This is a genomic window from Engelhardtia mirabilis (assembly GCF_007748095.1).
Classification (GTDB): Bacteria; Planctomycetota; UBA1135; order UBA1135.
In genome coordinates this window covers 5,193,423-5,216,954 of record NZ_CP036287.1, presented here as the reverse complement: position 1 = coordinate 5,216,954, position 23,532 = coordinate 5,193,423, and the positions used below count along the sequence as shown (strand labels likewise).

General features: G+C 67.6%; 14 protein-coding genes and 4 tRNA genes. 17 read left to right on the top strand and 1 reads right to left on the bottom strand.

Annotated features, from left to right (window positions below; genetic code table 11):
• Positions 1 to 107: 107 nt before the first annotated feature.
• Positions 108 to 1,382, top strand: coding sequence for a hypothetical protein (locus Pla133_RS19220; RefSeq protein WP_145068227.1), 1,275 nt, complete (start codon positions 108 to 110; stop codon positions 1,380 to 1,382).
• Between the two features lie 41 nt (positions 1,383 to 1,423).
• On the opposite strand, the gene Pla133_RS19215 is transcribed toward Pla133_RS19220, so the two are convergent.
• On the bottom strand, positions 1,424 to 2,647 hold the full coding sequence (locus tag Pla133_RS19215; protein WP_145068225.1) for a cystathionine gamma-synthase: 1,224 nt from the start codon (positions 2,645 to 2,647) through the stop codon (positions 1,424 to 1,426).
• 517 nt (positions 2,648 to 3,164) lie between these two features.
• Between Pla133_RS19215 and Pla133_RS26560 the strand changes: the two genes are divergently transcribed.
• The 16 genes from Pla133_RS26560 to rpoC all read left to right on the top strand — a co-directional run bounded on the left by Pla133_RS26560 (position 3,165) and on the right by rpoC (position 23,506).
• Positions 3,165 to 4,931, top strand: coding sequence for a hypothetical protein (locus tag Pla133_RS26560; RefSeq protein ID WP_419191734.1), 1,767 nt, complete (start codon positions 3,165 to 3,167; stop codon positions 4,929 to 4,931).
• Positions 4,910 to 7,159 carry an endonuclease MutS2 gene (locus tag Pla133_RS19205; RefSeq protein ID WP_145068223.1) on the top strand — a complete coding sequence of 750 codons (2,250 nt, stop codon included), beginning with the start codon at positions 4,910 to 4,912 and terminating at the stop codon, positions 7,157 to 7,159. The genes Pla133_RS26560 and Pla133_RS19205 overlap by 22 nt, the downstream gene beginning before the upstream one ends.
• Positions 7,160 to 7,266: 107 nt before the next feature.
• The gene (gene aroC, locus Pla133_RS19200) at positions 7,267 to 8,418 is read left to right on the top strand and encodes a chorismate synthase (protein ID WP_145068221.1); all 1,152 of its coding nucleotides are present in this window, start codon (positions 7,267 to 7,269) and stop codon (positions 8,416 to 8,418) included.
• 176 nt (positions 8,419 to 8,594) lie between these two features.
• Positions 8,595 to 8,669 (top strand) — tRNA-Thr (locus Pla133_RS19195).
• A 350-nt stretch (positions 8,670 to 9,019) separates the two neighbouring features.
• A tRNA-Tyr gene (locus tag Pla133_RS19190) sits at positions 9,020 to 9,104 on the top strand.
• Between the two features lie 415 nt (positions 9,105 to 9,519).
• A tRNA-Gly gene (locus Pla133_RS19185) sits at positions 9,520 to 9,593 on the top strand.
• Between the two features lie 48 nt (positions 9,594 to 9,641).
• Positions 9,642 to 9,716 (top strand) — tRNA-Thr (locus Pla133_RS19180).
• A gap of 233 nt (positions 9,717 to 9,949) precedes the next feature.
• Positions 9,950 to 11,158: an elongation factor Tu gene (tuf, locus tag Pla133_RS19175; RefSeq protein ID WP_145068219.1), complete on the top strand. Its 1,209-nt coding sequence runs from the start codon at positions 9,950 to 9,952 to the stop codon at positions 11,156 to 11,158.
• Between the two features lie 222 nt (positions 11,159 to 11,380).
• Entirely contained in the window at positions 11,381 to 11,818 is a 438-nt protein-coding gene (gene secE, locus Pla133_RS19170; RefSeq protein ID WP_145068217.1) for a preprotein translocase subunit SecE, read from the top strand.
• 3 nt (positions 11,819 to 11,821) lie between these two features.
• Positions 11,822 to 12,376, top strand: coding sequence for a transcription termination/antitermination protein NusG (gene nusG, locus Pla133_RS19165; RefSeq protein ID WP_145068215.1), 555 nt, complete (start codon positions 11,822 to 11,824; stop codon positions 12,374 to 12,376).
• A gap of 3 nt (positions 12,377 to 12,379) precedes the next feature.
• Positions 12,380 to 12,805, top strand: coding sequence for a 50S ribosomal protein L11 (gene rplK, locus Pla133_RS19160; RefSeq protein ID WP_145068213.1), 426 nt, complete (start codon positions 12,380 to 12,382; stop codon positions 12,803 to 12,805).
• 2 nt (positions 12,806 to 12,807) lie between these two features.
• The gene (gene rplA / locus Pla133_RS19155) at positions 12,808 to 13,494 is read left to right on the top strand and encodes a 50S ribosomal protein L1 (protein ID WP_145068211.1); all 687 of its coding nucleotides are present in this window, start codon (positions 12,808 to 12,810) and stop codon (positions 13,492 to 13,494) included.
• Between the two features lie 2 nt (positions 13,495 to 13,496).
• Positions 13,497 to 14,045, top strand: a complete 549-nt coding sequence (gene rplJ, locus Pla133_RS19150) for a 50S ribosomal protein L10 (RefSeq protein WP_145068209.1) — start codon at positions 13,497 to 13,499, stop codon at positions 14,043 to 14,045.
• A gap of 107 nt (positions 14,046 to 14,152) precedes the next feature.
• Complete coding sequence (gene rplL / locus Pla133_RS19145; RefSeq protein WP_145068208.1) at positions 14,153 to 14,560, top strand: 50S ribosomal protein L7/L12; 408 nt, start codon at positions 14,153 to 14,155, stop codon at positions 14,558 to 14,560.
• Positions 14,561 to 15,397: 837 nt separating this feature from the next.
• Positions 15,398 to 19,108 carry a DNA-directed RNA polymerase subunit beta gene (gene rpoB, locus Pla133_RS19140; protein ID WP_145068206.1) on the top strand — a complete coding sequence of 1,237 codons (3,711 nt, stop codon included), beginning with the start codon at positions 15,398 to 15,400 and terminating at the stop codon, positions 19,106 to 19,108.
• A gap of 12 nt (positions 19,109 to 19,120) precedes the next feature.
• On the top strand, positions 19,121 to 23,506 hold the full coding sequence (gene rpoC / locus Pla133_RS19135) for a DNA-directed RNA polymerase subunit beta' (RefSeq protein WP_145068204.1): 4,386 nt from the start codon (positions 19,121 to 19,123) through the stop codon (positions 23,504 to 23,506).
• Positions 23,507 to 23,532: the final 26 nt, after the last annotated feature.

Genomic DNA, 23,532 nt, shown 5'->3' with positions numbered 1-23,532 from the left:
GCTGGATGTGGGGTGACGCTCCGCTACTCGTGGGACAGTTGGTGGACTCCTCGGTCGACCAACCACTGTGGCTCCACGCAGCGGTCCTCCCGGCGGCGAGGCTCAGCATGGAGGTCTTTCCTGAGCTTGGCGCACTCGATGCGCTGCACCTCGTGTCGGCCCTCGCTGCTGGGATCGCGTTGTGGTTCGTGCTCTCGAGCTGCATGCGTCGATTCGGCGCTTTCGGAGCACTGTTGGCGACGGCCGGATTGGTGGGCACATGGGGGCTTTGGTTCCATGGGTCCCTCCCGGAGCTGCACACCCAGCAGATGCTCGGCTGTGCGATCGCGGCCTACTGCTGGCCATTGGGCGGCGGGGTGGTCGGTCGTCGCGGAGTCCGCGCGGCGGTCTGGGTCTTGGGGGCCACGGCGGCGATCCTTCTACATCGCTCGAATGCTGTTGTCCTGGTGGGCTTGACCCTCGGTTCCGTGCTGTCGACGTTCTCGCGAGCCAACGCTACGAGCTGGCGGGACCTCGCCTTTATCCTTGCCGGCGATCTCGTTGCTGCCGCAGCTCTGTTCCTGACTTCGGCCATGAGCGTCGCGGTGGACCGCGGCGGAGCCGCGGGTCAGGCATTGTGGCTTCTGACCGAATTTGCCCGCTTGCCTTCATGGAGCTTCGTCGTCGACGAGATTTTTGGACCACTGATGTTGATCGCAGTCGGAGCAGTAGCTGGGCTGCCGCTCCTGCTGAGGTCGAGGTCCTCGTCCTTGGGTGTCGCTCTGCTGGTGGCCGGAGTCTTCTTCACCATCTTCGGTGTCTCGACCAGCGGTGGCTATTTTCTCGGGATCGCGCCGCTCATGGCTCACAGCGCCGCGTCACTGCTGCAGTGGTGCGAGCAGCGTTTCTCCTCGCGCCGGGTCCTTACAGTCGTTGGGCCGCTCGTGGTGCTCCAGGCCGCGGTGGTTGCCTGGCTGCTCCCTATTGACCAGGCGATTGAGGAGGCCGCGTGGGGCGATCACCGGTACCGCGTGGTCTCGGCGACGACTGAGGGCCCAACCGTCGTTCTGAGCGCCGACCTCTCCCTACAGCTGGTGTCCGGCCGATCGAAGGCCATCGCCGAACAGGCCTTGTGGCCGCAGTTGTACGAGGCGTCCGCTCTCGGCGCCGCACCGGAGATGTTTGCCGAGAGTGTCGCTCAGCAGGTTGAATCCGCTCGAGCTAGCGGGCTGAGTCTCGTCTTGGACCTGAACTGGGGCGAGTACCTCGATCGGCAGCCCGCGATCGAGCCCTTCATGGAAGCACTCTCGACCCGGTTGGCCTCGGTCTCGGGCGCGCGTCTTGTCGAGCGCGAGGGGCTGCGCTTCTTGGTGTTGCCCCCACCCGCCCCTGCAGTCGACTGATCGGGAGTTGGTCGACGAGGGCAGGGGAGGGCCGCCCCGAATCAGGACCTGACGCTGGCCTTGGCGAGGGTCTTGGCCGCCGCCGCCAGTCCGCGATCGATGTCGTCGAGCAGGTCGTCCACGTGCTCGATGCCGACCGACAGGCGCACGAGGCCATCCTGCAGGCCCGCCGCGCGGCGCTCTTGGGCCGGGATCGCGGCGTGGGTCATGATCGGCGGCACTTCGATCAGCGACTCGACGCCACCCAGGGACTCGGCCAGGGTGAAGACCTCGGTCGCGTTGCAGAAGGCCACGCCGGCGTCGACGCCGCCGGAGAGTTCGAACGACACCATGCCGCCGAAGCCACTCATCTGACGCCCCGCCAACTCGTGCTGGGGGTGGCTGGTGAGGCCGGGGTAGATCACCCGATCAACCAGGTCGGAGGCTTCCAGGTGCCGCGCGACAGCCAGGGCGTTGGAGCAGTGGCGCTCCATGCGTACGGCCAGGGTCTTGGTCCCGCGCATGACCAGGAACGCGTCCATCGGACCGAACTGCGCGCCGACCGCGTTCTGGTAGTAGGCGATCTCTCCGCGGACCTTCGGGTCGCGTCCGAGGATCGCTCCGCCGACCACGTCCGAGTGTCCGCCCAGGTACTTGGTCAGCGAATGCACGACCAGGTCCGCGCCGAGCTCCAGCGGCCGCTGGAGGTAGGGCGTCGCGAAGGTGTTGTCGACCACGCACAGGGCGCCGGCCGCGTGGGCGAGCTTGGCGCAGGCCTCGATGTCGGCCAGGCGCAGCAGGGGGTTGGTGGGCGACTCCAGGTGCAAGTAGCGCACGTTGCCCTTGGCCAGGGCGGCCTCGACCGCAGCCAGGTCGGTCGAGTCGACGAACTCGAACTCGATCCCGAACTGTCCGTAGCAGCGGGTGAACAGTCGGTGGGTGCCACCGTAGAGGTCGTTGCCCGCGACAACCCGATCGCCGGCCTTGCAGCGGTGCAAGAGCGACGCGATCGCGGCCAGGCCCGATGCGAAGCACAGGCCCCACTCGGCCGACTCGAGCGAGGCGAGGTTCAGCTCGAGGGCGGTGCGCGTCGGATTGGTCGTGCGCGAGTACTCGTAGCCCTGGCGCGGCACGCCGGGCGAGTCCTGCTCGTAGGTGCTGTTGAAGTAGACCGGCGTCATCAACGCGCCGTTGCGCTCGTCCGAGACCTGCCCCGCGTGGACCGCGCGGGTGTCGATGCGGCCGCGGTTGTGGGGGATCTCGGAGTTGGGGGTCGGTTCAGACATCGGTCGGCGGGGTCAGGGAGTCGTGCGTCGGCTCCGTTCGGGCGGTTCCGCCCGGGGGCGACGGAGCAGACGCGGGCGCAGAGGTTACCCCCTGCCGGGTGGTCGCCGGGCCGTGGGTTTCGGTCGCGCGCCCGACCTTCGAACGCGACTCCGACCACATCGCAGGGCCGCTCCGACTCGCCCCAGGCCGGTCGGAGCGCCCGCGGCCCTCGATGCCGGCGATCGGCTGCCGATCGGCGTGGCGACGGAGCGCGAGCCGCAAGGGCCGAGTTGCGAGGCACATGCCGCGACCGATTCGGAGGGCAACCCCCGAGGGACCCGCTCTCACCCCCGCTGGGTCGAGCGGCCGCCCCTCCACCCTGCAGCGGCGGTTGGTGGAACGAGCCCGGAGCCATCGATTCGGTTGCCGGAGTCCAGGCTGACCATCGATCGACCCGTCACCCTTCGGGCCCCGTCGACCCACAAGCCCCGCGCGCGCCGCTCCACGCCGCACCGTCCGGGCCCGTAGACTTCGCCCGTGGCCAGCCCTTCGTCCGAACCCCTTCGTCGCCCGTCCGCTCGGGCGCCTTGGATCGCCCTGGTCCTGGCCCTGCTCACGGGCTCGATCGGCGCGGGGTCCGTCTCCATGGACCGCAGCCTGGGCTGGGACGAGTCGATGCACGCGGCGCTGCCGGCGGCCCGCATGGTGCTCGCGCTAAAGGCCGGCCAGACCCGCGAGGCGATCGACGTGGCCCTCGACTGCCAGCAATACCCGCCGGTCTACCCGGCGTTCCTGGCTACGGTCCAGTCCATCGCCGGAGTGGGCGAGGGAGTCGCGCGGGCGGCCACGAGGGGCCTGTGGGCCCTGGGCCTGTTCGGCCTGTTCCTCCTCGGTCGCGCCATCGTCGATCGAATCGAGCGCGACGCCGTCCAGCCCTTCGCGGGCGCTGCCCTCGTGCCCTGGATCCTGCCGGCGATCGCCCTGACCTCGCCCATGGCCCTGGCCTTCTCGGGCACCCTGTTCCTCGAAATCCCGTTCACCGTCGCCGCGACCTTCGCCCTGTGGGCCTGGATGCGGCGCGGCGGGGCCACTGGCCGAGCGGAGCGCGTGCGGCGTGACCTGCTGGCCGGCGCGCTGATCGCCGTCTGCTTCTTCACCAAGTTCAACTACGCCCTGCTGCTGGGCCTGGGCCTGGCCCTGGACCTGGCCATCGAGAGCGCGGGTCTGATCCGCGCGGGTCGGGCGCGCCAGGCCATGGAGCGGGTCATCGCTCTGGGCTTGCCGAGCGCCCTGGCTTGGCTCTGGTGGTTTGTCCTGCCCTTCCCCGCCGGCGCGGAGGTCGCGGCCTCGCACCGCTCGGCCTTCCTGGCCTTCCTCGGCGGCAACACGCAGCTCGGCACCACGCCCTACGCGATCCGGGTCTGGGACATGGCCACCTACCTGGCGCCCGGCCCCCGGGGTCTGCTGATCACGCTCGGGGCCGCGGGTCTGGCCCTGGTCTGGGTGCGTCGGCCGGCGGTGCGCTGCCTGGCCCTGGTGTTGGTCACGGGCTTTGGTCCGATCCTGGCCCACAACTTCCACTTGGAGCGCTTCCTGCTGCCGCCGGCCCTGGCCCTGTGGGCCCTCGCCGCCGTCGGGCTCGCGCGCCTCGCGCCGACCTCGCGTGCGGGGCGGGCGATCTTCCTGGGCGCGGTGGGGGCCGTGGGCCTGGTCTCGCCGACCCTCGACGCGGGCCTGGCCGCCGGTGCGTTGGGATTGCGCACGGCGGACAACGCCGAATACCTCGCCGCACTGCACCGCCAGCGGCTCTCACTCTCGCCCGCGCGCGGCCTGCCGACCGCCGGCTTGCAGCGAGCGGAGTACGACGCGCTGCTCGACGCCGCCGCGGCCGCCGCGGGTCCCACCGCTCGCGTGGCCTGGCTCGGCATCAACTCCGAACTCTCGCCGGCCGCGTTGCACCTGGGCCTCTTGGCCCGCGGCGGTGCGCCCGAGCGCCTGCGGCGCGACGCCGGCCGCGTGCGCCCGGACGGTCAGCCCGAGATGGTGGTGACCTTCATGGGCGAGGATCCAGGCTGGAACGGGGCCCAACTGCGCGCCTGGGCCGGCCAGTTCGACGTCGTCTTCTCCACCGAACCCCTGGACTGGAAGGGCCGCGCCCACCGCGCCTTCCTCGAGACCTATCGCGGTTGGCTGTTCGAGACGGGGGAGTGGAGCTACGCCAGCATCGCCCGGCTCGCAATCGCCCGCGCCGGCGGCCGCGCGACCGACCTGGAGTTGTACGCATGTCGTCACGACGGCGAATGAAGGGCAAGCGCCGCGGCGAGCAGCCTGCGGCCCAAACCGCCGCGGCGACGCCGATCGCCGGATCCGGGGGCTCGCCGACGAGCGCGCAAGGCGACCCGTCGGCGCCCCGAGCTCGCGGAGCCAGCGCGGACGACGACCTGCCCCCGGCGAGCCTCGAGGACTTCTCCGCGGCGCGTCTGGACTGGCCCGCGGTGCGCGCGCTGTTCGAGCGCCAGGCGGCCTCGTCCCTGGGGCGCCGGGCCCTCTTGGAGCTGGAGCCGCGCTCGCCGCTCGAGGCCCGCGCGGCCCACGCTCGGGTGGCGGAGCTCTTGGCGCTGCCCGCCTCTGCCGAGGGACCGCCCCTGGGCGAGTTGGCCGATCCCCTGCCCGTGCTCGAGGACGCCAGCCTCTACAACCGCGCGATCACCGGCGACGGCTTCGTGACGCTGATCAGCTTCATGCGCGCGCGCCAACGCATCGTGGCCTGGCTCGAGGAGCACCGGGACTCGGCCCCCGAGCTGGCGCGCCTGCGCCAGGGCCTGCCGGACCTCTCCGCGCTGCACAATCAGCTCGAGGCGGGGATCGATCCCCGCGGTCGCGTGCGCGACGGGGCCAGCGCGCGCTTGGCCGGGGTGCGTGAGCGCATGGGTAAGTTGATGCGCGCCCTCGAACAGGCCGCCAAGACGATCGCCGCGCGGCCCGATCTGCGGTCGGTCTTCGCCGACGGACAGGTCGGTCGAGTGCACCTACGGGGTGGTCGGCCGGTGTTGGCCGTGCGCGCCAAGAGCGCCGGGCGTCTGCGCGGCATCGTCCACGACACCAGTGCCACCGGGGGCACGGTCTTCATCGAGCCCGAGTCGCTGATCGCCCGCGGCAACGAACTCGCCGGTGTGCGCTCGGAGGAGGAGCGCGAGGTCTCGCGCCTGTTCATCGAGTGGACCCAGTCCGCCCTGGAGCGGGCCGAGGCCATGGAGCGGGTGGCCGAACGCCTGGCCGAGGTCGAGTTGGCGGTGATCGGCGCGCGCGGGGCGCGGGCCTTGGACGCGCGTCCCGCGACGATCCCCGCGGTGGGCGAGCCGGCGGTGTTGGTGTTGAAGGAGGCGCGGCACCCGCTGCTCGTGGATCAGCAGAAGGAGGGCGCCCTCGAGCGCGCGGTGCCGATCGACCTGCGGCTCGGCGATTCCTTCGACGTGCTGGTCATCACCGGTCCCAACACCGGCGGCAAGACCCTCTCGCTCAAGGCCGCGGGCATGGCCGCGCTCCTGACGCGACTGGGCTTGCCCTTCCCCTGCGGGCCGGGCTCGACCATCCCGATCTACTCGGGCGTGGTGGCCGACATCGGCGACGAGCAAGAGGTGCAGCAGAGCCTGTCGACCTTCTCCGGGCACCTGGCGCGGATCGCCGCGGGCCTGGCGCGGGCGGGTCCGCGCATGCTGTTCCTTCTGGACGAGCTGGGCGGCGGGACCGATCCGGCCGAGGGGGCGGCTCTCGGGGCGGCGTTGCTCGACCACCTGTTGGTCGCCGGCGCGCCGACCCTGGCCAGCACGCACATCGGTCGCCTCAAGGAGTTCGCTTTTAGCCGGCCGCGGGCCGAGAACGCCAGCGCCGAGTTCGACGCCGAGACCCTGCGGCCCCTCTATCGGTTGGTGGTCGGCGCCCCGGGCGAGTCGCGGGCGCTGCAGATCGCCCAGCGGCTCGGCTTCGAGCCGTCGATCCTGGCCGAGGCCCGGCGCCGGCTCGAGCGCCCGAGCGCCGAGTCCGAGAAGTTGATGGGCGACCTGCGCGCCGCGCGCGAGCAGGCCGAGAAGGACCGTGCGGAGGCCGAAGCGCGCCTGGCGGCGGCGGAGCTGCACCAATCGGAGCTGGAGCGCGAAGCCGGGGAACTCGCGCACCAACGCGACATGCTTCTGGACGAGGCCCAGGCTGCCCTCGAGGCGCGCACGAGTGCGGCGCGGGGCGTCGTCGACCAGCTGCGCGCCGTCGCGGGCCAACTCGCTGGCGGTCAACGGGCCAAGGTCGACGCTTTGTTGGGGGAACTCGAGCGGGCACTTGCGGCGGGTGGGCTGACCGACCGCCGGCAGGCCTTCCTGGACCAGCTCCGCAAGGGCGATCTGGTCTTCGTTCCGCGCTACTCGAAGCGCTGCCCGGTTCAGCGGCTGGATCGAGCCAAGGGGCGGATCGTCGTGCGACTCGGCCAGCGGGACCTGGAACTGCGCCTCGAGGACGTTTCGGGGATCGAAGCTCTCTGAGTGCTGGCGATCGTCCGTGGGGCCGTGGACCTGGCCGCACGGTCGGCGCCGATCGAAGTCGCGAGCAGGTTGTGGGTCGGCCCGCCCTGGCCGACAATCCGCGGCCGATGGCGACCTTGACCTGGACCACGGCGGGTGAATCCCACGGACCCGCATTGATCGGCGTGCTCGAGGGCTTGCCGGCTGGCATGGAGCTGTCGACCGAGCGCATCGATGCGGAGTTGGCGCGTCGCTGGCGCGGCTACGGTCGTGGCGGGCGCGCGAAGCTCGAGACGGATCGGGTCGAGGTCCTGGCGGGCGTTCGAGCAGGCCGCACCCTGGGATCGCCCCTGTGCCTGCGGTTGGCCAACCGCGACGACTCCATCGAGACGTTGCCCGTGCCGTCCAACCCGCGCCCGGGCCATGCGGACCTGGCCGGTTGTCAGAAGTTCACCCACCGTGATCCGCGGGCGATTCTCGAGCGGGCGAGTGCCCGCGAAACGGCCATGCGGGTGGCTCTGGCGGGGGCGGCGCGGCAGTTGATCGAGGCCTTCGGGGTCGAGGTCTTCGCGCACACGGTGGAGTTGGGCGGGGTCGCCGCGGCGGCGGACGCCTACGAGCGGGCCGGCGACGGCCGCCAGCGCCTGCGCGAGCGGAGCGAGTTCCTGGGGGTCGATCCGACCTGCGAGGAGCCCTGGAAGCGCCGGGTGGACGAGGCCCTGGAGGCGCTGGACACCCTGGGAGGCCTGTTCGAGGTGGTCGCTACCGGTGTGCCGCCGGGTCTGGGCAGTCACGCCAGTGGGCCCGAGCGGCTGACCGGTCGGTTGGCCGGAGCGCTGCTCTCGATCCCGGCCATGAAGGGGGTCGAGTTCGGGCTCGGTTTCGAATCGGCGCGCAGGCCCGGCTCCGAGGTTCACGACGCGATCGAGCTGCGCGGACCGGACGCGGATGGATACGGGCGCTTCCGGCGCCGCACCAACCGGGCCGGGGGGCTCGAAGGGGGCATGACCACCGGCGAACCGTTGGTGGCGCGCGTGGCCATGAAGCCCATCCCGACCCTGCGGCGGGGGCTCGACACGGTCGACTTCGAGACCGGCGAGACGGTCCGGGCCACCTACCAGCGCTCCGACGTGACGTCGGTGCCCGCCGCGAGTGTGGTGGGGGAGGCGATGGTGGCGCTCGAGTTGGCGCGCTCGTTCCGCGACAAGTTCGGCGGCGACTCGCTCGACCAGGTCCGCGACAACTTCGAGGCCTGGCGCCGACGGGTGGAGGAGGTCTGAGGCTGGTGCGGCGAACTTCGTTCCGCGCTTCGGGCCCTGGCGCCGATTTTCGGGCGGCTACCGTTGACCGCCACCGGGCGATCCGTACCATCTCCCGTCCTTCTGGCGGCCCGGGCCGTCTCGACTTCGCCTAGCTCGACCTGCTCCGTCCGCAGCGCTCCCCCCGGGGCCCTCCTGCCAGCGTGGCTCAATGGTAGAGCACCTGATTTGTAATCAGGGGGTTGTGGGTTCGAGTCCCACCGCTGGCTCCAACCGGAGTGCGACCCGCGGGTCGCGCGCCGGCGCTCTCTAGATCAACCGTTTCCCATCCGGCCCTTGGCCGACCTGACCCCCGGGCGATTGCCTCGAGGTCAGCTCGACAGCGGCTCGCGGGGGACGGCAATGGCCACAGCATCTTGGACGCGGCACCCCTCGGGGCGCGGCGCCCAGGGCTGCGACCGCCGCGCGGGTCTTCGCGCGGTCTGCTCACTCTCAACGGAACACGACGTCTGGACGCGTCGGGAGCGAGGTTCGCTCCCCGGCTCCGCCCAACCGAGCATTCGGGGGCGGGAGCGGGGTGAAGCCTCGTGCTCGGACCGACCGCCAGGGTCGCGCACTCAGCGGGCGGATACCCAAGCGGCCAACGGGGGCAGACTGTAAATCTGCTGGCATAGCCTTCGCAGGTTCGAATCCTGCTCCGCCCACCAGTACCGCAGGGCCTTCGAGGTGTCGCTCTCGCGAGCGGCCGGGAATCCGAGCCTTCGCCGGCAAGCTGAGTGTGTCAGAGTCGAGCGGCGCGCCCTCTGGGCGTGCCTGTCGGAGGCGCCACGATGTGGGCGCTGCCGGCGATTCGGCTGCCCTTTCGGTTACCCCTCCCTCGGGAATCTTCCGAGGCTCTCTCCACCTGCACTCTTCCTCCACCTGCACTCTTCCGAGTTGCACCCTCCGGAGATGCACGGGAGCGCGAGTCTCGAGCGGATCGAGCGGGAGGGTCGAGTGCCGCGCCGTCTGGAAACGAGGCTCGGTAGCCGCAAGGCGCCGGCGCCCCCTAAGCTCAGCCTTCGCGAGAAGCCTGATTCGACCCGCCGCAAGGCGCCGGACCGGCAAGCGAGGGCTCACGAGGCGGGTGTAGTTCAATGGTAGAACGTCAGCCTTCCAAGCTGAGAACGTGGGTTCGATTCCCATCACCCGCTCCAGCTTGGTCTGCTCGGCTCGACCAGCGCGACTGCACCGACTCCCGCAATGCTGCTGTAGCTCAGTGGTAGAGCACTTCCTTGGTAAGGAAGAGGTCACGGGTTCAAGTCCCGTCAGCAGCTCCAACCGGGGCCGAGCCCAGCCGGGTTCGAGCCGGGGCGAGCTGCCGGCCCCCGCGCGGGCGCCTGGAGCACTCGGGTTCACACGTCGTTCCGTACGTCCAATCGTTACTTATCCACTCAGGACTCTCCTGACGCAGGCGCGTCGGGGGGGGATCGAGTTCAGCGCGCCCAGCAGGGTGCCTTCATCCACAACCAACCGTCGCGGGGTCGTCCCCGCCGCTAGACCCCGATCCAACATGGCGAAGGAAGTCTTCCAGCGGACCAAGCCGCACTGCAACGTCGGCACCATCGGTCACGTTGACCACGGCAAGACCACCCTCACCGCGGTGATCTGCCGTCACCAGGCCCAGAAGGGCCTCGCACAGGCGAAGAAGTTCGACGAGATCGACAAGGCGCCCGAGGAGAAGGCTCGCGGCATCACGATCTCGACGGCCCACGTCGAGTACGAGAGCCTGACGCGCCACTACGCCCACGTCGACTGCCCCGGGCACGCCGACTACGTCAAGAACATGATCACTGGCGCCGCTCAGATGGACGGCGCGATCCTGGTCTGTTCGGCGGCGGACGGTCCGATGCCCCAGACCCGTGAGCACATCCTGCTCGCCCGCCAGGTCAACGTGCCGGCGGTCGTGGTCTTCATGAACAAGGTCGACCAAGTCGACGACGACGAGCTGCTCGACCTGGTCGAGATGGAGATCCGCGAGCTCCTCGACAAGTACGACTTCCCGGGCGACGACACGCCGATCATCCGCGGCTCCGCGCTGCGCGCCGAGCAGGCGCTCGACGCCGGCAAGGGACCCGATGACGATGCGTTCAAGTGCATCGACGAGCTGATGGACGCTGTCGACAGCTTCATCCCCCAGCCCGAGCGCGCCGTCGACAAGCCGTTCCTGATGCCCGTCGAGGACGTGTTCTCGATCAAGGGTCGCGGCACCGTCGGCACCGGCCGCATCGAGCGCGGTATCGTCCGCACCGGTGACAACCTCGACATCGTCGGGATGCAGGAAGCCATCGGCAAGACCGTCTGCACCGGCGTCGAGATGTTCCAGAAGACGCTCGACGAGGGTCAGGCCGGCGAGAACGTCGGTGTGCTCCTGCGTGGTGTCGACAAGGACAGCCTCAAGCGTGGTCAGGTCCTCGCCGCCCCCGGCAGCATCACCCCGCACACCACCTTCGAGTGTGAGGTCTACGTGCTGACCAAGGACGAGGGCGGGCGCCACACCCCGTTCTTCTCGGGCTACCGTCCCCAGTTCTACTTCCGGACGACGGACGTGACCGGGTCGGCCGATCTCATGGGCGGCGCCGAAATGTGCATGCCCGGCGACAACGTCAAGCTCAAGGTCACCCTCGGCACCCAGGTCGCCATGGACGAGCAGCTGCGCTTCGCCATCCGCGAAGGCGGCCGCACGGTCGGCGCCGGCGTCGTCACCAAGATCCTCGAGTGACGCAGTGAGTCGTCCCTTGGCCTCGGGCCGCCCCTCGAGGGGCGCGCGCGGGGACCGCGGGAGACGAGCAATCGAGCGGGGTGGGGACAGTCCCACCCCGCTGCAGTCCGCGCACCGCGCACGGCGGCGAGCTCCAGCCAGGGCCAAGGCCCGAGCAGAGTGAGCCGCCCGCGCTGCGACCCAAGACCGAGCCCACAACCACCACCACGCAACACCCGAGCGATGAGGACCTACAAAGAAGACCAAGGACGCCTGGCGCGCATGTTCGCGTTCTGGGGTCTCGTCTTCGTGATCCTCTACGGCTGTACGTTCCTGCACAGCCAGCTTGTCCAGCACGTCACGTCGCTGCGTCCGGCCATCGCGGACCTGGTCATACCGGTGGTCGGGATCGCCGTCAGCGGCGCCTTCCTGATCAGTGCGACGGCCTTCGTCGTTCTGGCGGTCTGGCTGCTGCGCTGGCAGGCCAAGCCGGCGATCGCCGACATCCTGATCGACACGGAGAGCGAGCTCCGCAAGTCGACCTGGCCGACGTTCACGAACGTGGTCAACTCGACCATCGTGGTGGTCTCCTTCGTGCTCGTGTTGATGGGCTTCTTGGCACTCGTGGACTGGTTCCTCACCGCCTTCTTCGCGCGGCTTCTCGGCCTGGGAGGAAGCTGAGTCATGACGTACAGCTGGTACTTCGTCCGCTGCCAATCAGGCCGCGAAGACTCCGTCCGCAAACAGCTCGAGACGCGACTGAACGTTGCCGGTCTGCAGGACATCATTCCGCAGATTCTGGTCCCCTTCGAGCGCGTCACCGACCTCAAGAACGGCAAGCGCCGTGTGGTCACGAAGAAGCTGTATCCCGGCTATTTGATGGTGCAGGCCGACCTCGAGGACAACGAGGGCGACCGAACGATCAAGGCCCGCGCAACCATGCGCGAGACGCCCGGCTTCGGTGAGTTCCTGGGTAGCCCCGGGCAGCCGCCGACGCCGCTCACCGAGAGTCAGGTCCAGGGCATCCTGGTCCGCATGTCCGATAGCGAACAGCGCCCTCAGGTCAGCATCAGCATGGCCAAGGGCGACACCGTCAAGATCAAGTCCGGTGCGTTCGATGGGTTCGACGGTCAAGTCGACGAAGTCAACGCAGACAAGGGCACCGTTAAAGTCATCGTCACGATCTTCGGGCGCCCGACACCGGTCGAGCTCGAGTACTGGGAAGTGGAGGCCGTCTGAGCCATGGCCAAAGAAGTCACAGGAAAGATCAAACTCCAGTGCCCCGCGGGGCAGGCCACGCCTGCTCCCCCCGTGGGCCCTGCGCTCGGCGCCCACGGCGTCAACATCGCGCAGTTCGTCAAGGAGTTCAACGACCGTACGCGTGAGCAGATGGGGATGATCATTCCCGTCGAGATCACCGTCTACAAGGACCGCAGCTTCGACTTCATCCTGAAGTCGCCGCCGGCCGCCGTGTTGCTGAAGAAGGCAGCTGGTCTCGACAAGGCCTCCGGAATGGTGGGGCACGAGATCGTCGGCTCAGTCACACGTGAACAAGTCGAAGAGATCGCGAAGCTCAAGCTCGCTGACCTGAACGCACGCGACATCGAGCATGCGGCCAGGATCATCGAGGGCACGGCGCGCTCTTCAGGCATCGAGGTAAAGGGCTGACCATGGTCAAGCGAAGCAAACGCTACGACGCGGCTGCGTCGAGGATCGACCGCTCTCGGCAGTACGATCCGACCGAGGCTCTCGAACTGCTGAAGGCTCTGCCTGCGGCCAAGTTCAACGAGACCGTCGACGTCGTCGTCAAGCTCGGTGTCGACCCCCGCAAGTCGGACCAACTGGTTCGCGGTGCGGTGTCGCTGCCGAAGGGGCTCGGCAAGACCGTCGTCGTGGCCGTGTTCGCCGAAGGCGACAAGGCCGACGCGGCCCGCGAGGCCGGTGCCGACCACGTCGGCAGTGACGACCTGGCGGAGAAGATCGCCGGCGGTTGGATGGATTTCGACGTCGTGATCGCCAGCCCCGACATGATGAAGCATGTCGGCAAGCTGGGCCGTGTTCTCGGCCCGCAGGGCAAGATGCCCAGCCCGAAGAGCGGCACCGTCACGCCCGACGTCGCCAACGCCGTCAGCGAGTTCAAGGCCGGCAAGGTCGAGTTCCGCACCGATGCCGGCGGGAACGTGCACGCCCCCCTGGGCAAGCGCGACTTCCCGGTCGAAGACCTCAACGCGAACCTCACCGCGTTCCTGGACCACCTGATCGGCATGCGTCCTGCGGCCGTGAAGGGCACCTATCTGCGCAAGGTCTCGGTCTCGACGACCATGGGACCGGGCGCCTGGATCGCCTACGGAGGCTGACCATGCCGAGCGTTGTCAAGAAGATCGCCTCCCGCGAACTCACGGAATCCTTCAAGGACGCCGAGGGCCTCGTCATCCTCGGGGTCAACGGCCTCGACATGCCCGAGAACGAGACCCTGCGGGGGCAGCTCGCCGAGCACGGCGTGCGCCTGCGTATGGTCCCCAACAAGATCGCCCGAAGGGTGCTCGGCGACCGCGGTCTCGAGTTCCCCGAGGGAGTCTTCTCGGGCTCGACCGCTGTCGCCGCGGGCGACGCGGAGCAGACGATTCTCGCTGCGAAGGTCGTCACCAGCAGCCCCCTGCGCAAGTCGGGCAAGCTGACCCTGCGCGCCGGTGCCCTCGAGGGCATCGTGCTGGGGGAGTCGGATGCCGCGGCCCTGGCCGACGTGCCCGACCGCGACACGCTGCGCTCGAAGATCCTCGGCTGCCTGAGCGGACCCGCTCAGCAGATTGCCCTGCTCGTCAACGCGCCGCAGAGCGCTCTGGCCCGCGTGCTGCAGGCCAAGATCGACGCAGACGGTGGCGCAGGCGAAGAGGGGGGCGACGCCTGATCGGCCCAGGCCGTTCAAGCTCCCCGACGCATCTCAGATCAGCGCCACTGTTGGTGGCGCCTACCGAACCAAGACCAACCACCCCCTCACTCTCAGGAGTCGTTCCGATGTCGGAAGAAACCACCACCGTCGAGCTCGAGCCCGAGCTCCAGTCGCTGGTCCAGACCCTCGACGGTCTGTCCCTGCTCCAAGCCTCGAAGCTGGTCAAGCACCTCGAGGACCACTGGGGCGTCAGCGCCGCGGCCCCCGTTGCCGTCGCCGCCGCCCCCGCGGGTGGTGGCGCTGAAGCCGCCGCCGAGGAGAAGACCTCCTTCGACGTGATCCTCGAGTCGGCTGGCGACAAGAAGATTCAGGTCATCAAGGAAGTCCGCGGCATCACGGGCCTCGGCCTCAAGGAAGCCAAGGATCTCGTCGAGAGCGCCCCGAAGGCCGTCAAGGAGGGTTGCTCCAAGGACGAGGCTGAGGAGCTCAAGACGAAGCTCGAGGCTGCCGGGGGCAAGGTCAAGATCGACTGATCGACCAGGTCGGAGGTCTCCGGGCCCAATCTCGGGGCGCCCTCGGGCGCTCCGGGGGCGACTTTGGGACGCTAGGATCGTCTGCGGCATTGACTGTCGACGGTCCTGAGTGCTATTCCATCCCGCTCACGCTGGTCGCGGTACGCCCGTGCCGTGCGAGCGTGTCGCGCGGGTGGGATACGGCCGAAGTGGGGCTTCGAAGGTCTGTCTATCGATGGGCCCTCTTCGGACCTCTTCGACGAGTCCCGCCGGGGCTTCGCGCTCGGAGTCGCCAGGGGCTTGATTCTCTCGGCCACACGGTCCTATCGGCCGTGGCGCAATCGGTCCGCACCTCTGCCCGAGCCTCCCTGCAACGCCGACAAGGCGTCTCCCGAGGCACCTTGGATCATCGGTGGGGACTTCCCCGCGTCAACAGCCCCGATCTTGGGTGCCCACTCTCGGCTGGTCCGCGCTGACCGTCCGACCCGACCCGATCCCGCTCCTGAATCTCAGTGCGCGGAAGACAGCCCGACTCAATCGACCCAGGACACCGGAGATCGTTCCCGGTGACCTACTCGCCATCCACAGCCCACTGAGTCCCCGCCCCGCTCCGGCCATCGTCGACCTCGTCGACCATGGCTTCCCGGCGAAGGACCTGACCAGGCGCTCCAGCCGAGCCCGCATCCGAGCCGCCACTGCCGCAGCGACTCGGGCCCATCGGCTTCGAGCACCAAAACGCCTTCCCCATCCGGGGTCGGCGCATCCATCCAGCGGCAACTCACACTCGAGCTGTCCAGTTTCGAGCGGCGCTGCCGGTGCGTCCCTGTGGGGACCCCGGCGCCGACCCGAGCGACATCGATGACGACGACGAAGAATCCCGTCCGCAAGTTCGCCCGCTACAAGGACATCGTCGAAGTCCCCGACCTCGTCGAGATCCAGCGCAAGGCCTACCACGAGTTCCTGATGGTCGAGGTCCCCCAAGGGGGACGGGACGACCTCGGGCTCGAAGCCCTGCTGCGGGAGGTGTTCCCGATTTTCTCGTACGACAAGACGATGTGCCTCGAGTACGTCGGCTACGAGTTGGGGCGCCCGCGCTACACGATCGACGAGTGTCGCAAGCTCCGACTCACCTTCGGGTACCCCTTCAAGGTCCGACTGCGGTTGGTCAAGCCGGAGCCGGTCGAGGAAGAGGTCTACCTCGGTGAGATCCCGATCATGATCGGGGGCGGCGAGTTCATCATCAATGGCTCCGAGCGGGTCATCGTCAGCCAGCTCCACCGCTCGCCGGGCGTCGACTTTTCGGTCGATGCGTCGACGATCGACAAGAAGCTGCACAGCTGCTGGATCATCCCCGAGCGCGGCTCGTGGATCGAGCTGAACGTGACCAAGAAGGACCTGCTGACGGTCCGCATCGACCAGTCGGGCAAGTTCTCGGCCACGACGCTGCTGCGCGCTCTGGACGAGAACCTCGGAACCGACCAGCAGATCCTGCGCCACTTCTACAAGACGAAGATCCAGAAGAAGGGCAAGACGCAGACTGAGAACGCCTTCGCCAAGGCCCTCACCGGGCACTACGCGGTGGGCGACGTGGTCGTGCTCAAGACCGGCGAAGTGCTGGTTCCCTCAGGAACACAGATTTCCGAGTCGGCCGCGATCGAGATCGCAGCCTCCGAGCTGGCCCAGGTCGAGATCATCTCCGAGTCGCCGGACGAGCTGGATCCGCTGATCCTGAACTCCCTGGCCGACGATCCCTGCGAGTCCCACGAGGATTCGCTGATCAAGATCTACAGCCGCCTGCGCCCGGGCAACCCCGCGCAGCTCGAGAAGGCGCGCGAACTCTTCCACGAGAAGTTCTTCGACAGCCAGCGCTACCGCCTCGGTCGTGTCGGGCGCTTCCGCCTGAACCGCAAGTTCAATCAGGACATCCCCGAAGAGACTCAGGTCCTGCAGCCCGAGGACATCGTCAACTCGATCAAGTACCTGCTGTCGCTGCGTAACGGCACCGGCGAGTTGGACGACATCGACAACCTCGGCAACCGGCGCGTGCGCACGATCGCCGAGCTGGCCGGTGAGGAGTTCCGCAAGGGCCTGCTCAAGCTGCGTCGGACTGCCCAGGAGCGAATGAACCTGGAGAGCCCCGACAGCATCTCGCCGCGCAACCTGATCAACTCGAAGACCTTCTCGAGCGCCGTCGAGTACTTCTTCGGTCGGGGTGAGCTCAGCCAGGTCGTCGACCAGACCAACCCGCTGAGCCAGTTGACGCACGAGCGTCGTCTCTCGGCCCTCGGGCCGGGTGGTCTGAACCGCAAGCGCGCCGGCTTCGACGTGCGCGACGTGCACCTGTCGCACTATGGCCGCCTCTGCCCGATCGAGACGCCGGAAGGCTCGAACATCGGTCTGATCTCGTCCTTGGCTCTCTACTCGAAGCTGGACGACTACGGCTTCCTCTGCTCGCCCTACCGCAAGGTCAACAACGGCGACCTGACGGAAGAGGTGGTCTACCTGCGAGCGGACGAAGAAGTCGGCAAGGTCATTGCCCCCGCAGACGCTGCGCTCGGCGCCGAGGGCAAGCTGACGGGCACCCGGGTGCTGGTGCGGCGCGACGGCGACAACTACGAGGTCGATCCGAAGGAGGTCGACTACGTTGACGTTTCCCCGAAGCAGATCGTCGGTGTCTCCGCGGCGCTGATCCCGTTCCTAGAGCACGACGACGCCAACCGGGCGCTGATGGGCTCGAACATGCAGCGTCAGGCCGTTCCGCTGTTGCGGACCGACCCGCCGATCGTCGGTACGGGCATGGAGGAGATCGTCGCGGCGAACTCCGAGATGATGATGCGGGCCAAGCAGGCCGGCACGGTGACCTACGTCGATAGCCAGGTGATCCTGGTCGACGACGAGGAGTATCGCCTGACGAAGTACCGCGGTCTCAATGAGCGCACCGCCCAGAATCACCGCCCGCGGGTGGTGGAGGGGCAAGAGGTCAAGGCCGGCGACCTGCTGGCCGACGGAGCGGCGACTCACCTCGGTGAGCTGGCGCTCGGTCGGAACCTGGTCGTGGCCTTCATGACCTGGGACGGCTTCAACTACGAGGACGCGATCCTCGTTTCCGACCGCCTGGTGCGCGAGGACGTCTTCACCTCGATCCACATCGAGGAGTACGAGGTCGAGATTCGGGAGACCAAGCTCGGCAAGGAAGAGTTCACCCGCGACATCCCCAACGTCGGCGAGAAGGCTCTCGGCCAGCTCGACGAGAGCGGCATCGTGCGCATCGGGACCTACGTCGAAGCCGGCGACATCCTCGTCGGCAAGGTCGCACCCAAGAGCAAGAGCGAGCTCACTCCGGAAGAGAAGCTGCTGCACGCGATCTTCGGTCGGGCCGGCGTAGACGTGAAGAACGCCTCGCTGACCATGCCCCCCGGCACCACCGGGGTCGTGATCGACGCGCAGAAGTTCTCGCGCCGCGTCAACTTGACCGACATCGAGCGCACCAAGGTGCTCGGGCAGATCCGGGACGCCGAGAAGGACTTCCTGCGGGCCTTCCGCGACTACACGGCCTCGATGCTCAAGGAGGTCGTCGTCGCCCTCGGTGCCGATGTGATGGATACGCAAACCGGGCAGCCGGTCGTGTTCGACGACACCGCGACCTTCGACGAACTCAAGCGCATCAAGCTGCTGTGCATGGCGGCGGCGGACGACGTCACGGAGAAGGACGTTCGCGATCGAACCCTGCGCGCCATCAACGAGTTCCAGGCCCGCATCGAGAACCGCGAGAGCGAGAAGAACAAGGTCGTCAACCGCCTCAGCCGAGGTGACGAGCTGCCCACCGGCGTGCTCGAGATGGTCAAGGTCTACGTCGCCACCAAGCGTCACCTCTCAGTGGGGGACAAGATGGCCGGCCGCCACGGCAACAAGGGTGTGGTGTCGAAGATCCTCCCCGAGGAGGACATGCCGTACATGGAGGACGGTACGCCCGTCGACATCGTGCTCAACCCGCTCGGTGTGCCGAGCCGGATGAACGTGGGCCAGATCCTCGAGACCCACCTGGGTCTCGCGGGCAAGAAGCTCGGCGTGCGCTTCCACACTCCCGCCTTCGACGGCGCGAAGGAATTCGAGATCGAAGCTGCGCTCGAGGAGGCTGGCCTGCCGACCACCGGCAAGTTCGCACTCTACGACGGCCGCTCGGGCTCGCGCTTCGAGCAGGACGTCACCGTCGGTGTCATGTACATGCTGAAGCTGCACCACCTCGTTGACGAGAAGGTGCACGCTCGGGCAACCGGCCCCTACTCGCTGATCACCCAGCAGCCGCTGGGGGGCAAGGCCCGCTTCGGCGGCCAGCGCTTCGGGGAGATGGAAGTCTGGGCCCTCGAGGCCTACGGCGCCGCGGCCATCCTGCAGGAACTCCTGACCGTCAAGTCGGACGATGTCGATGGCCGGACCAAGATCTACGAATCGATGGTCAAGGGCCTGAACATCTTGGAACCCGGTACGCCGGTCTCCTTCGAAGTGCTTTGCAACGAGATCAAGGGTCTCGGCCTCAACATCGAACTCCAGAAGAAGGCCACCCTCTAGGGGCACCTCGCCATGGCAGAGAATCTCTACAACCGAATCAACGACTACGGCAGCGTCAAGATCAGTCTGGCGTCGCCGGAGGACATCCGGTCGTGGTCGTACGGCGAGGTCAAGAAGCCCGAGACCATCAACTACCGGACCTACCGTCCGGAGCGTGATGGACTCTTCTGCGAGCGGATCTTCGGTCCCGAGCGGGACTGGGAATGCGCTTGCGGCAAGTACAAGGGCATCAAGCACAAGGGCATCGTCTGCGACAAGTGTGGCGTGATGGTGACCCACAGCCGGGTGCGCCGCAAGCGCATGGGCCACATCAACCTGGCCGCGCCGGTCGCGCACATCTGGTTCTTCAAGGCGATGCCTTCGCGTCTGGGCACCTTGCTCGACATGAAGACGTCCAACCTCGAGCGCGTGGTCTACTTCCAGGACTACATCGTCATCGACCCCGGTGATACGCCGCTCGAGGAGAAGCAGCTGCTGACCGAGGAGGAGTACCGCCAGTCGCGGGCGAAGTACGGGACCGAGTTCGACGCCGACATGGGCGCCGAGGCGGTCAAGAAGATGCTGCGCCGCCTGGACCTCCAGCAGCTCAGCCAGGAATTGCGCGAGGAGCTGCTCTCGACGCGTTCGAAGCAGCGGCAGAAGGACATCATCAAGCGACTCAAGACGGTCGAGATGCTCCGCGATTCCGGCAACCAGGCCGATTGGATGATCCTCGAGGTCATCCCGGTCATCCCGCCGGACCTGCGCCCCCTGGTGCTGCTGGACTCGGGCAACTTCGCGACCAGCGACCTGAACGACCTCTACCGTCGTCTGATCAACCGGAACAACCGGCTCAAGAAGCTGCTCGACCTCAACGCCCCCGAGGTCATCATCCGCAACGAGAAGCGGATGTTGCAGCAGTCGGTTGACGCACTGTTCGACAACGGTCGTTGCCGTCGGCCGGTGCTCGGCTCGTCGAACCGCCCGCTCAAGTCCCTCACGGACATGATCAAGGGCAAGCAGGGGCGCTTCCGCGAGAACCTGCTCGGCAAGCGTGTCGACTACTCGGCGCGTTCGGTCATCGTGGTTGGCCCGGAGCTGCGCCTGCACCAGTGCGGTCTGCCCAAGAAGGTTGCCCTCGAGCTGTTCCAGCCGTTCATCATCCGACGCCTCAAGGAACTGGGCCTGGCAGACACGATCAAGTCCGCCAAGCGGATGCTCGAGCGGCGTGACGAGGAGGTCTGGGACATCCTCGACGAAGTGATCCGTGACCACCCGGTCCTGCTGAACCGCGCACCGACGCTGCACCGCATGGGTATCCAGGCCTTCGAGCCTGTGCTCATCGAGGGCAATGCGATCCGCTTGCACCCGCTGGTCTGCTCCGGCTTCAACGCCGACTTCGATGGCGACCAGATGGCCGTGCACCTGCCCCTCTCTTTCGAGGCGCAGATCGAGGCGGCGACGCTGATGCTCGCCACCAACAACATCTTCTCGCCCGCGAACGGCGCGCCGATCATCGCGCCTTCGCAGGACATGGTGCTCGGGATCTTCTACCTGACGAAGGACCCGCACCTGACCACCAAGCCCCAGGCCTTCAGTTCCCTCGGGGAGTTGTTCCTGGCCTACGGTCACGGCCTGACGCACACCCACCACCCGGTGAAAGTGCGAATGGAGCCGGGTACCCAAGTGAAGATGGGGCAGAACGACTCCCCCGTGGTCGTTGGCGACGACGGCAAGATCCCGTTCGTCGACGAGGAGACCGGCGAAGAGCGTCGCGATTACCTGCCGACGACCATCGGGCGCGCGATCTTCAACGACATTCTTCCTCCGGGTATGCCGTTCTACGGCTACCAGCTCAACAAGAAGGGCATCTCGGGACTGATCAGCGACTGCCACCGACTGCTTGGTCGGGACGCAACGCTGACGTTGCTCGACGATCTCAAAGATCTCGGCTTCAAGTCCTCGACCCGTGCAGGTCTGTCGTTCGCCAAGGACGACATGCGGATCCCGGAGTCGAAGCAGGCCATCCTGGACGAGATTCAGGCTGAGATCGATCAGGTCGAGGTCGCCTTCCAGAAGGGTGTGATCACCGACGGCGAGCGCTACCTGAAGGTCATCGACCTCTGGACGCACGCTCGTGAGCGCGTCGGCGCCGAGATGATGGGTGTTCTCGCGGCCGACCAGCGCGGGGATGTCTACGTCAATCCCATCTTCTGCATGGTGACGTCGGGCGCCCGGGGCTCCCTGGATCAGATTCGGCAGCTCGCCGGTATGCGTGGTCTGATGGCCAAGCCCTCGGGCAAGATCATCGAGACGCCCATCAAGGCCAACTTCCGCGAGGGTCTGAAGGTTCTCGAGTACTTCTCGTCCACCCACGGCGCCCGGAAGGGCCTCGCGGACACGGCGCTGAAGACGGCCGACGCCGGCTACCTGACGCGCAAGCTGACGGATGTTGCTCAGAACGTCGTGATCTCGTCGGACGACTGCGGCACGCCCAACGGCGTCTTCAAGGTCGCCGTCTACAAGGGCGAGAAGGTCGTTGTGAGCCTGTCCCAGGCCATCCGCGGTCGAGTCGCACGCGACACGATCATGGACGTCGCCACGGACGAGGTCGTCGTCCGCGAGAACGAGATCATCACCGAGAGCGCTGCGGCTCGCGTCGAGGCGCTCGGCTTCGAGAAGGTTCGCCTGCGTAGTCCGCTGACCTGTGAAGCGGGTCTCGGAATCTGCGCCCGCTGCTACGGGATGGACCTCTCGCGGGGCACCGTTGCGGAGCGCGGCTTGGCCGTAGGCATCATCGCCGCCCAGTCGATCGGTGAGCCGGGTACCCAGCTCACCATGCGGACCTTCCACATCGGTGGTACGGCTAGCCGTTCCGTCGAGGAGTCCGAGGTCAAGGTCAAGCGGGACGGCAAGGTGCGCTTCGCCAACCTTCAGGTCGTGACCAACCCCGATGGGGAGGACGTGGCCCTGAACCGACAAGGCGAAGTCCTCGTGATGGACGACCGCGATCGTGAGCTCGACCGCTACGTGGTCCCGATCGGCTCGATCATCGCGCGTAAGGATGGCGAAGACGTGGTCGCCGGCGACGTACTCTGCAGCTGGGACCCGCACCAAGTGCCGATTCTCGCTGAGTTCGGTGGCAAGGTGCGCTACGAGGATCTGATCGAGGGCAAGACGCTGAAGGTCGAGCGAGACGCACGACGAGGCGCCGTGCGCAAGCAGGTCATGGAGCACAAGGGTGACCTGCACCCGCAGCTCATCCTCGAGGACAAGAACGGCGAGCCCCTGGCGCTGTACCCGATTCCCGAGCGTGCCTACATCGAGGTGGACGACGGTGCGTCGATCAAGCCCGGTGGCCTGTTGGCCAAGACCGCTCGAGAAATCGGTGGTACCCAGGACATCACCGGTGGTCTCCCGCGTGTGACCGAGCTGTTCGAGGCTCGGCGCCCGAAAGATCCGTCGGTCATTTCCGAGATCGACGGCTTCGTCGAGCTCGGCGACAAGAAGCGTGGCAAGCGCACGATCATCGTCCGCGCCATCGGTGAAGAGGGCGAGGTCATTGAGGAGGTCGAGCACGCCGTGCCCCAGGGCAAGCACCTCCGCGTCCATAAGGGCAACGAGGTCAAGGCTGGCGATCCGCTGGTCGACGGCCCCCTGGTGCCCCAGGACATCCTGCGAATCAACGGCGAGGAGCTGCTCCAGGACTACCTCCTGGACGAGATCCAGAACGTCTATCGCTCCCAGGGTGTGGGCATCGACGACAAGCACATCGAGATCATCATCAGCCAGATGATGAGGAAGGTGCAGGTCAACGATCCCGGTGACTCCGACTTCCTGCCCGGGGCCGTGGTCGACAAGTTCCGGTTCCGCCGCCAGAACGAACAGCTTCGCAAGGAGCGCAAGAAGCCCGCGACCGGCATGACCCTGCTGCTCGGTGTCACCAAGGCCTCGCTCAGCTCGGAATCGTTCATCTCCGCCGCCTCCTTCCAGGAGACGACAAAGGTGCTCACCGAGGCGGCGATGGCTGGCAAGCGCGACTATCTGGTCGGGCTCAAGGAGAACGTCATCCTCGGGCACATGGTGCCCACGGGTACCGGTTTCCGGGACCACTACCGGACTCGGGTGAAGAAGAACATCGACTTCGGCGAGATCGGGAAGGGCTTCGGCACCTCCTCGACCCCGGCGGACGCCGATATCGAGGCGCTGCTCTCAGGCAACCTCGAGGCTCTCACCGGTCGAGCGAGCACATCCTTGGCGCCCACGGGGACCGGCGATGCGACGGCCGACATGGCTGAGTTGCTTCGGATCGGGTCCATCGAAACGGCGGTGGATACCATCGAAGGCCCTGAAGACCGGGGCGCGATGGGTGAGCCCGCCGCCCACGACGACGATGAGGGCGCCGAGCCGGCGAACTGATCCCGTCCACGACTGACCCCCGATCG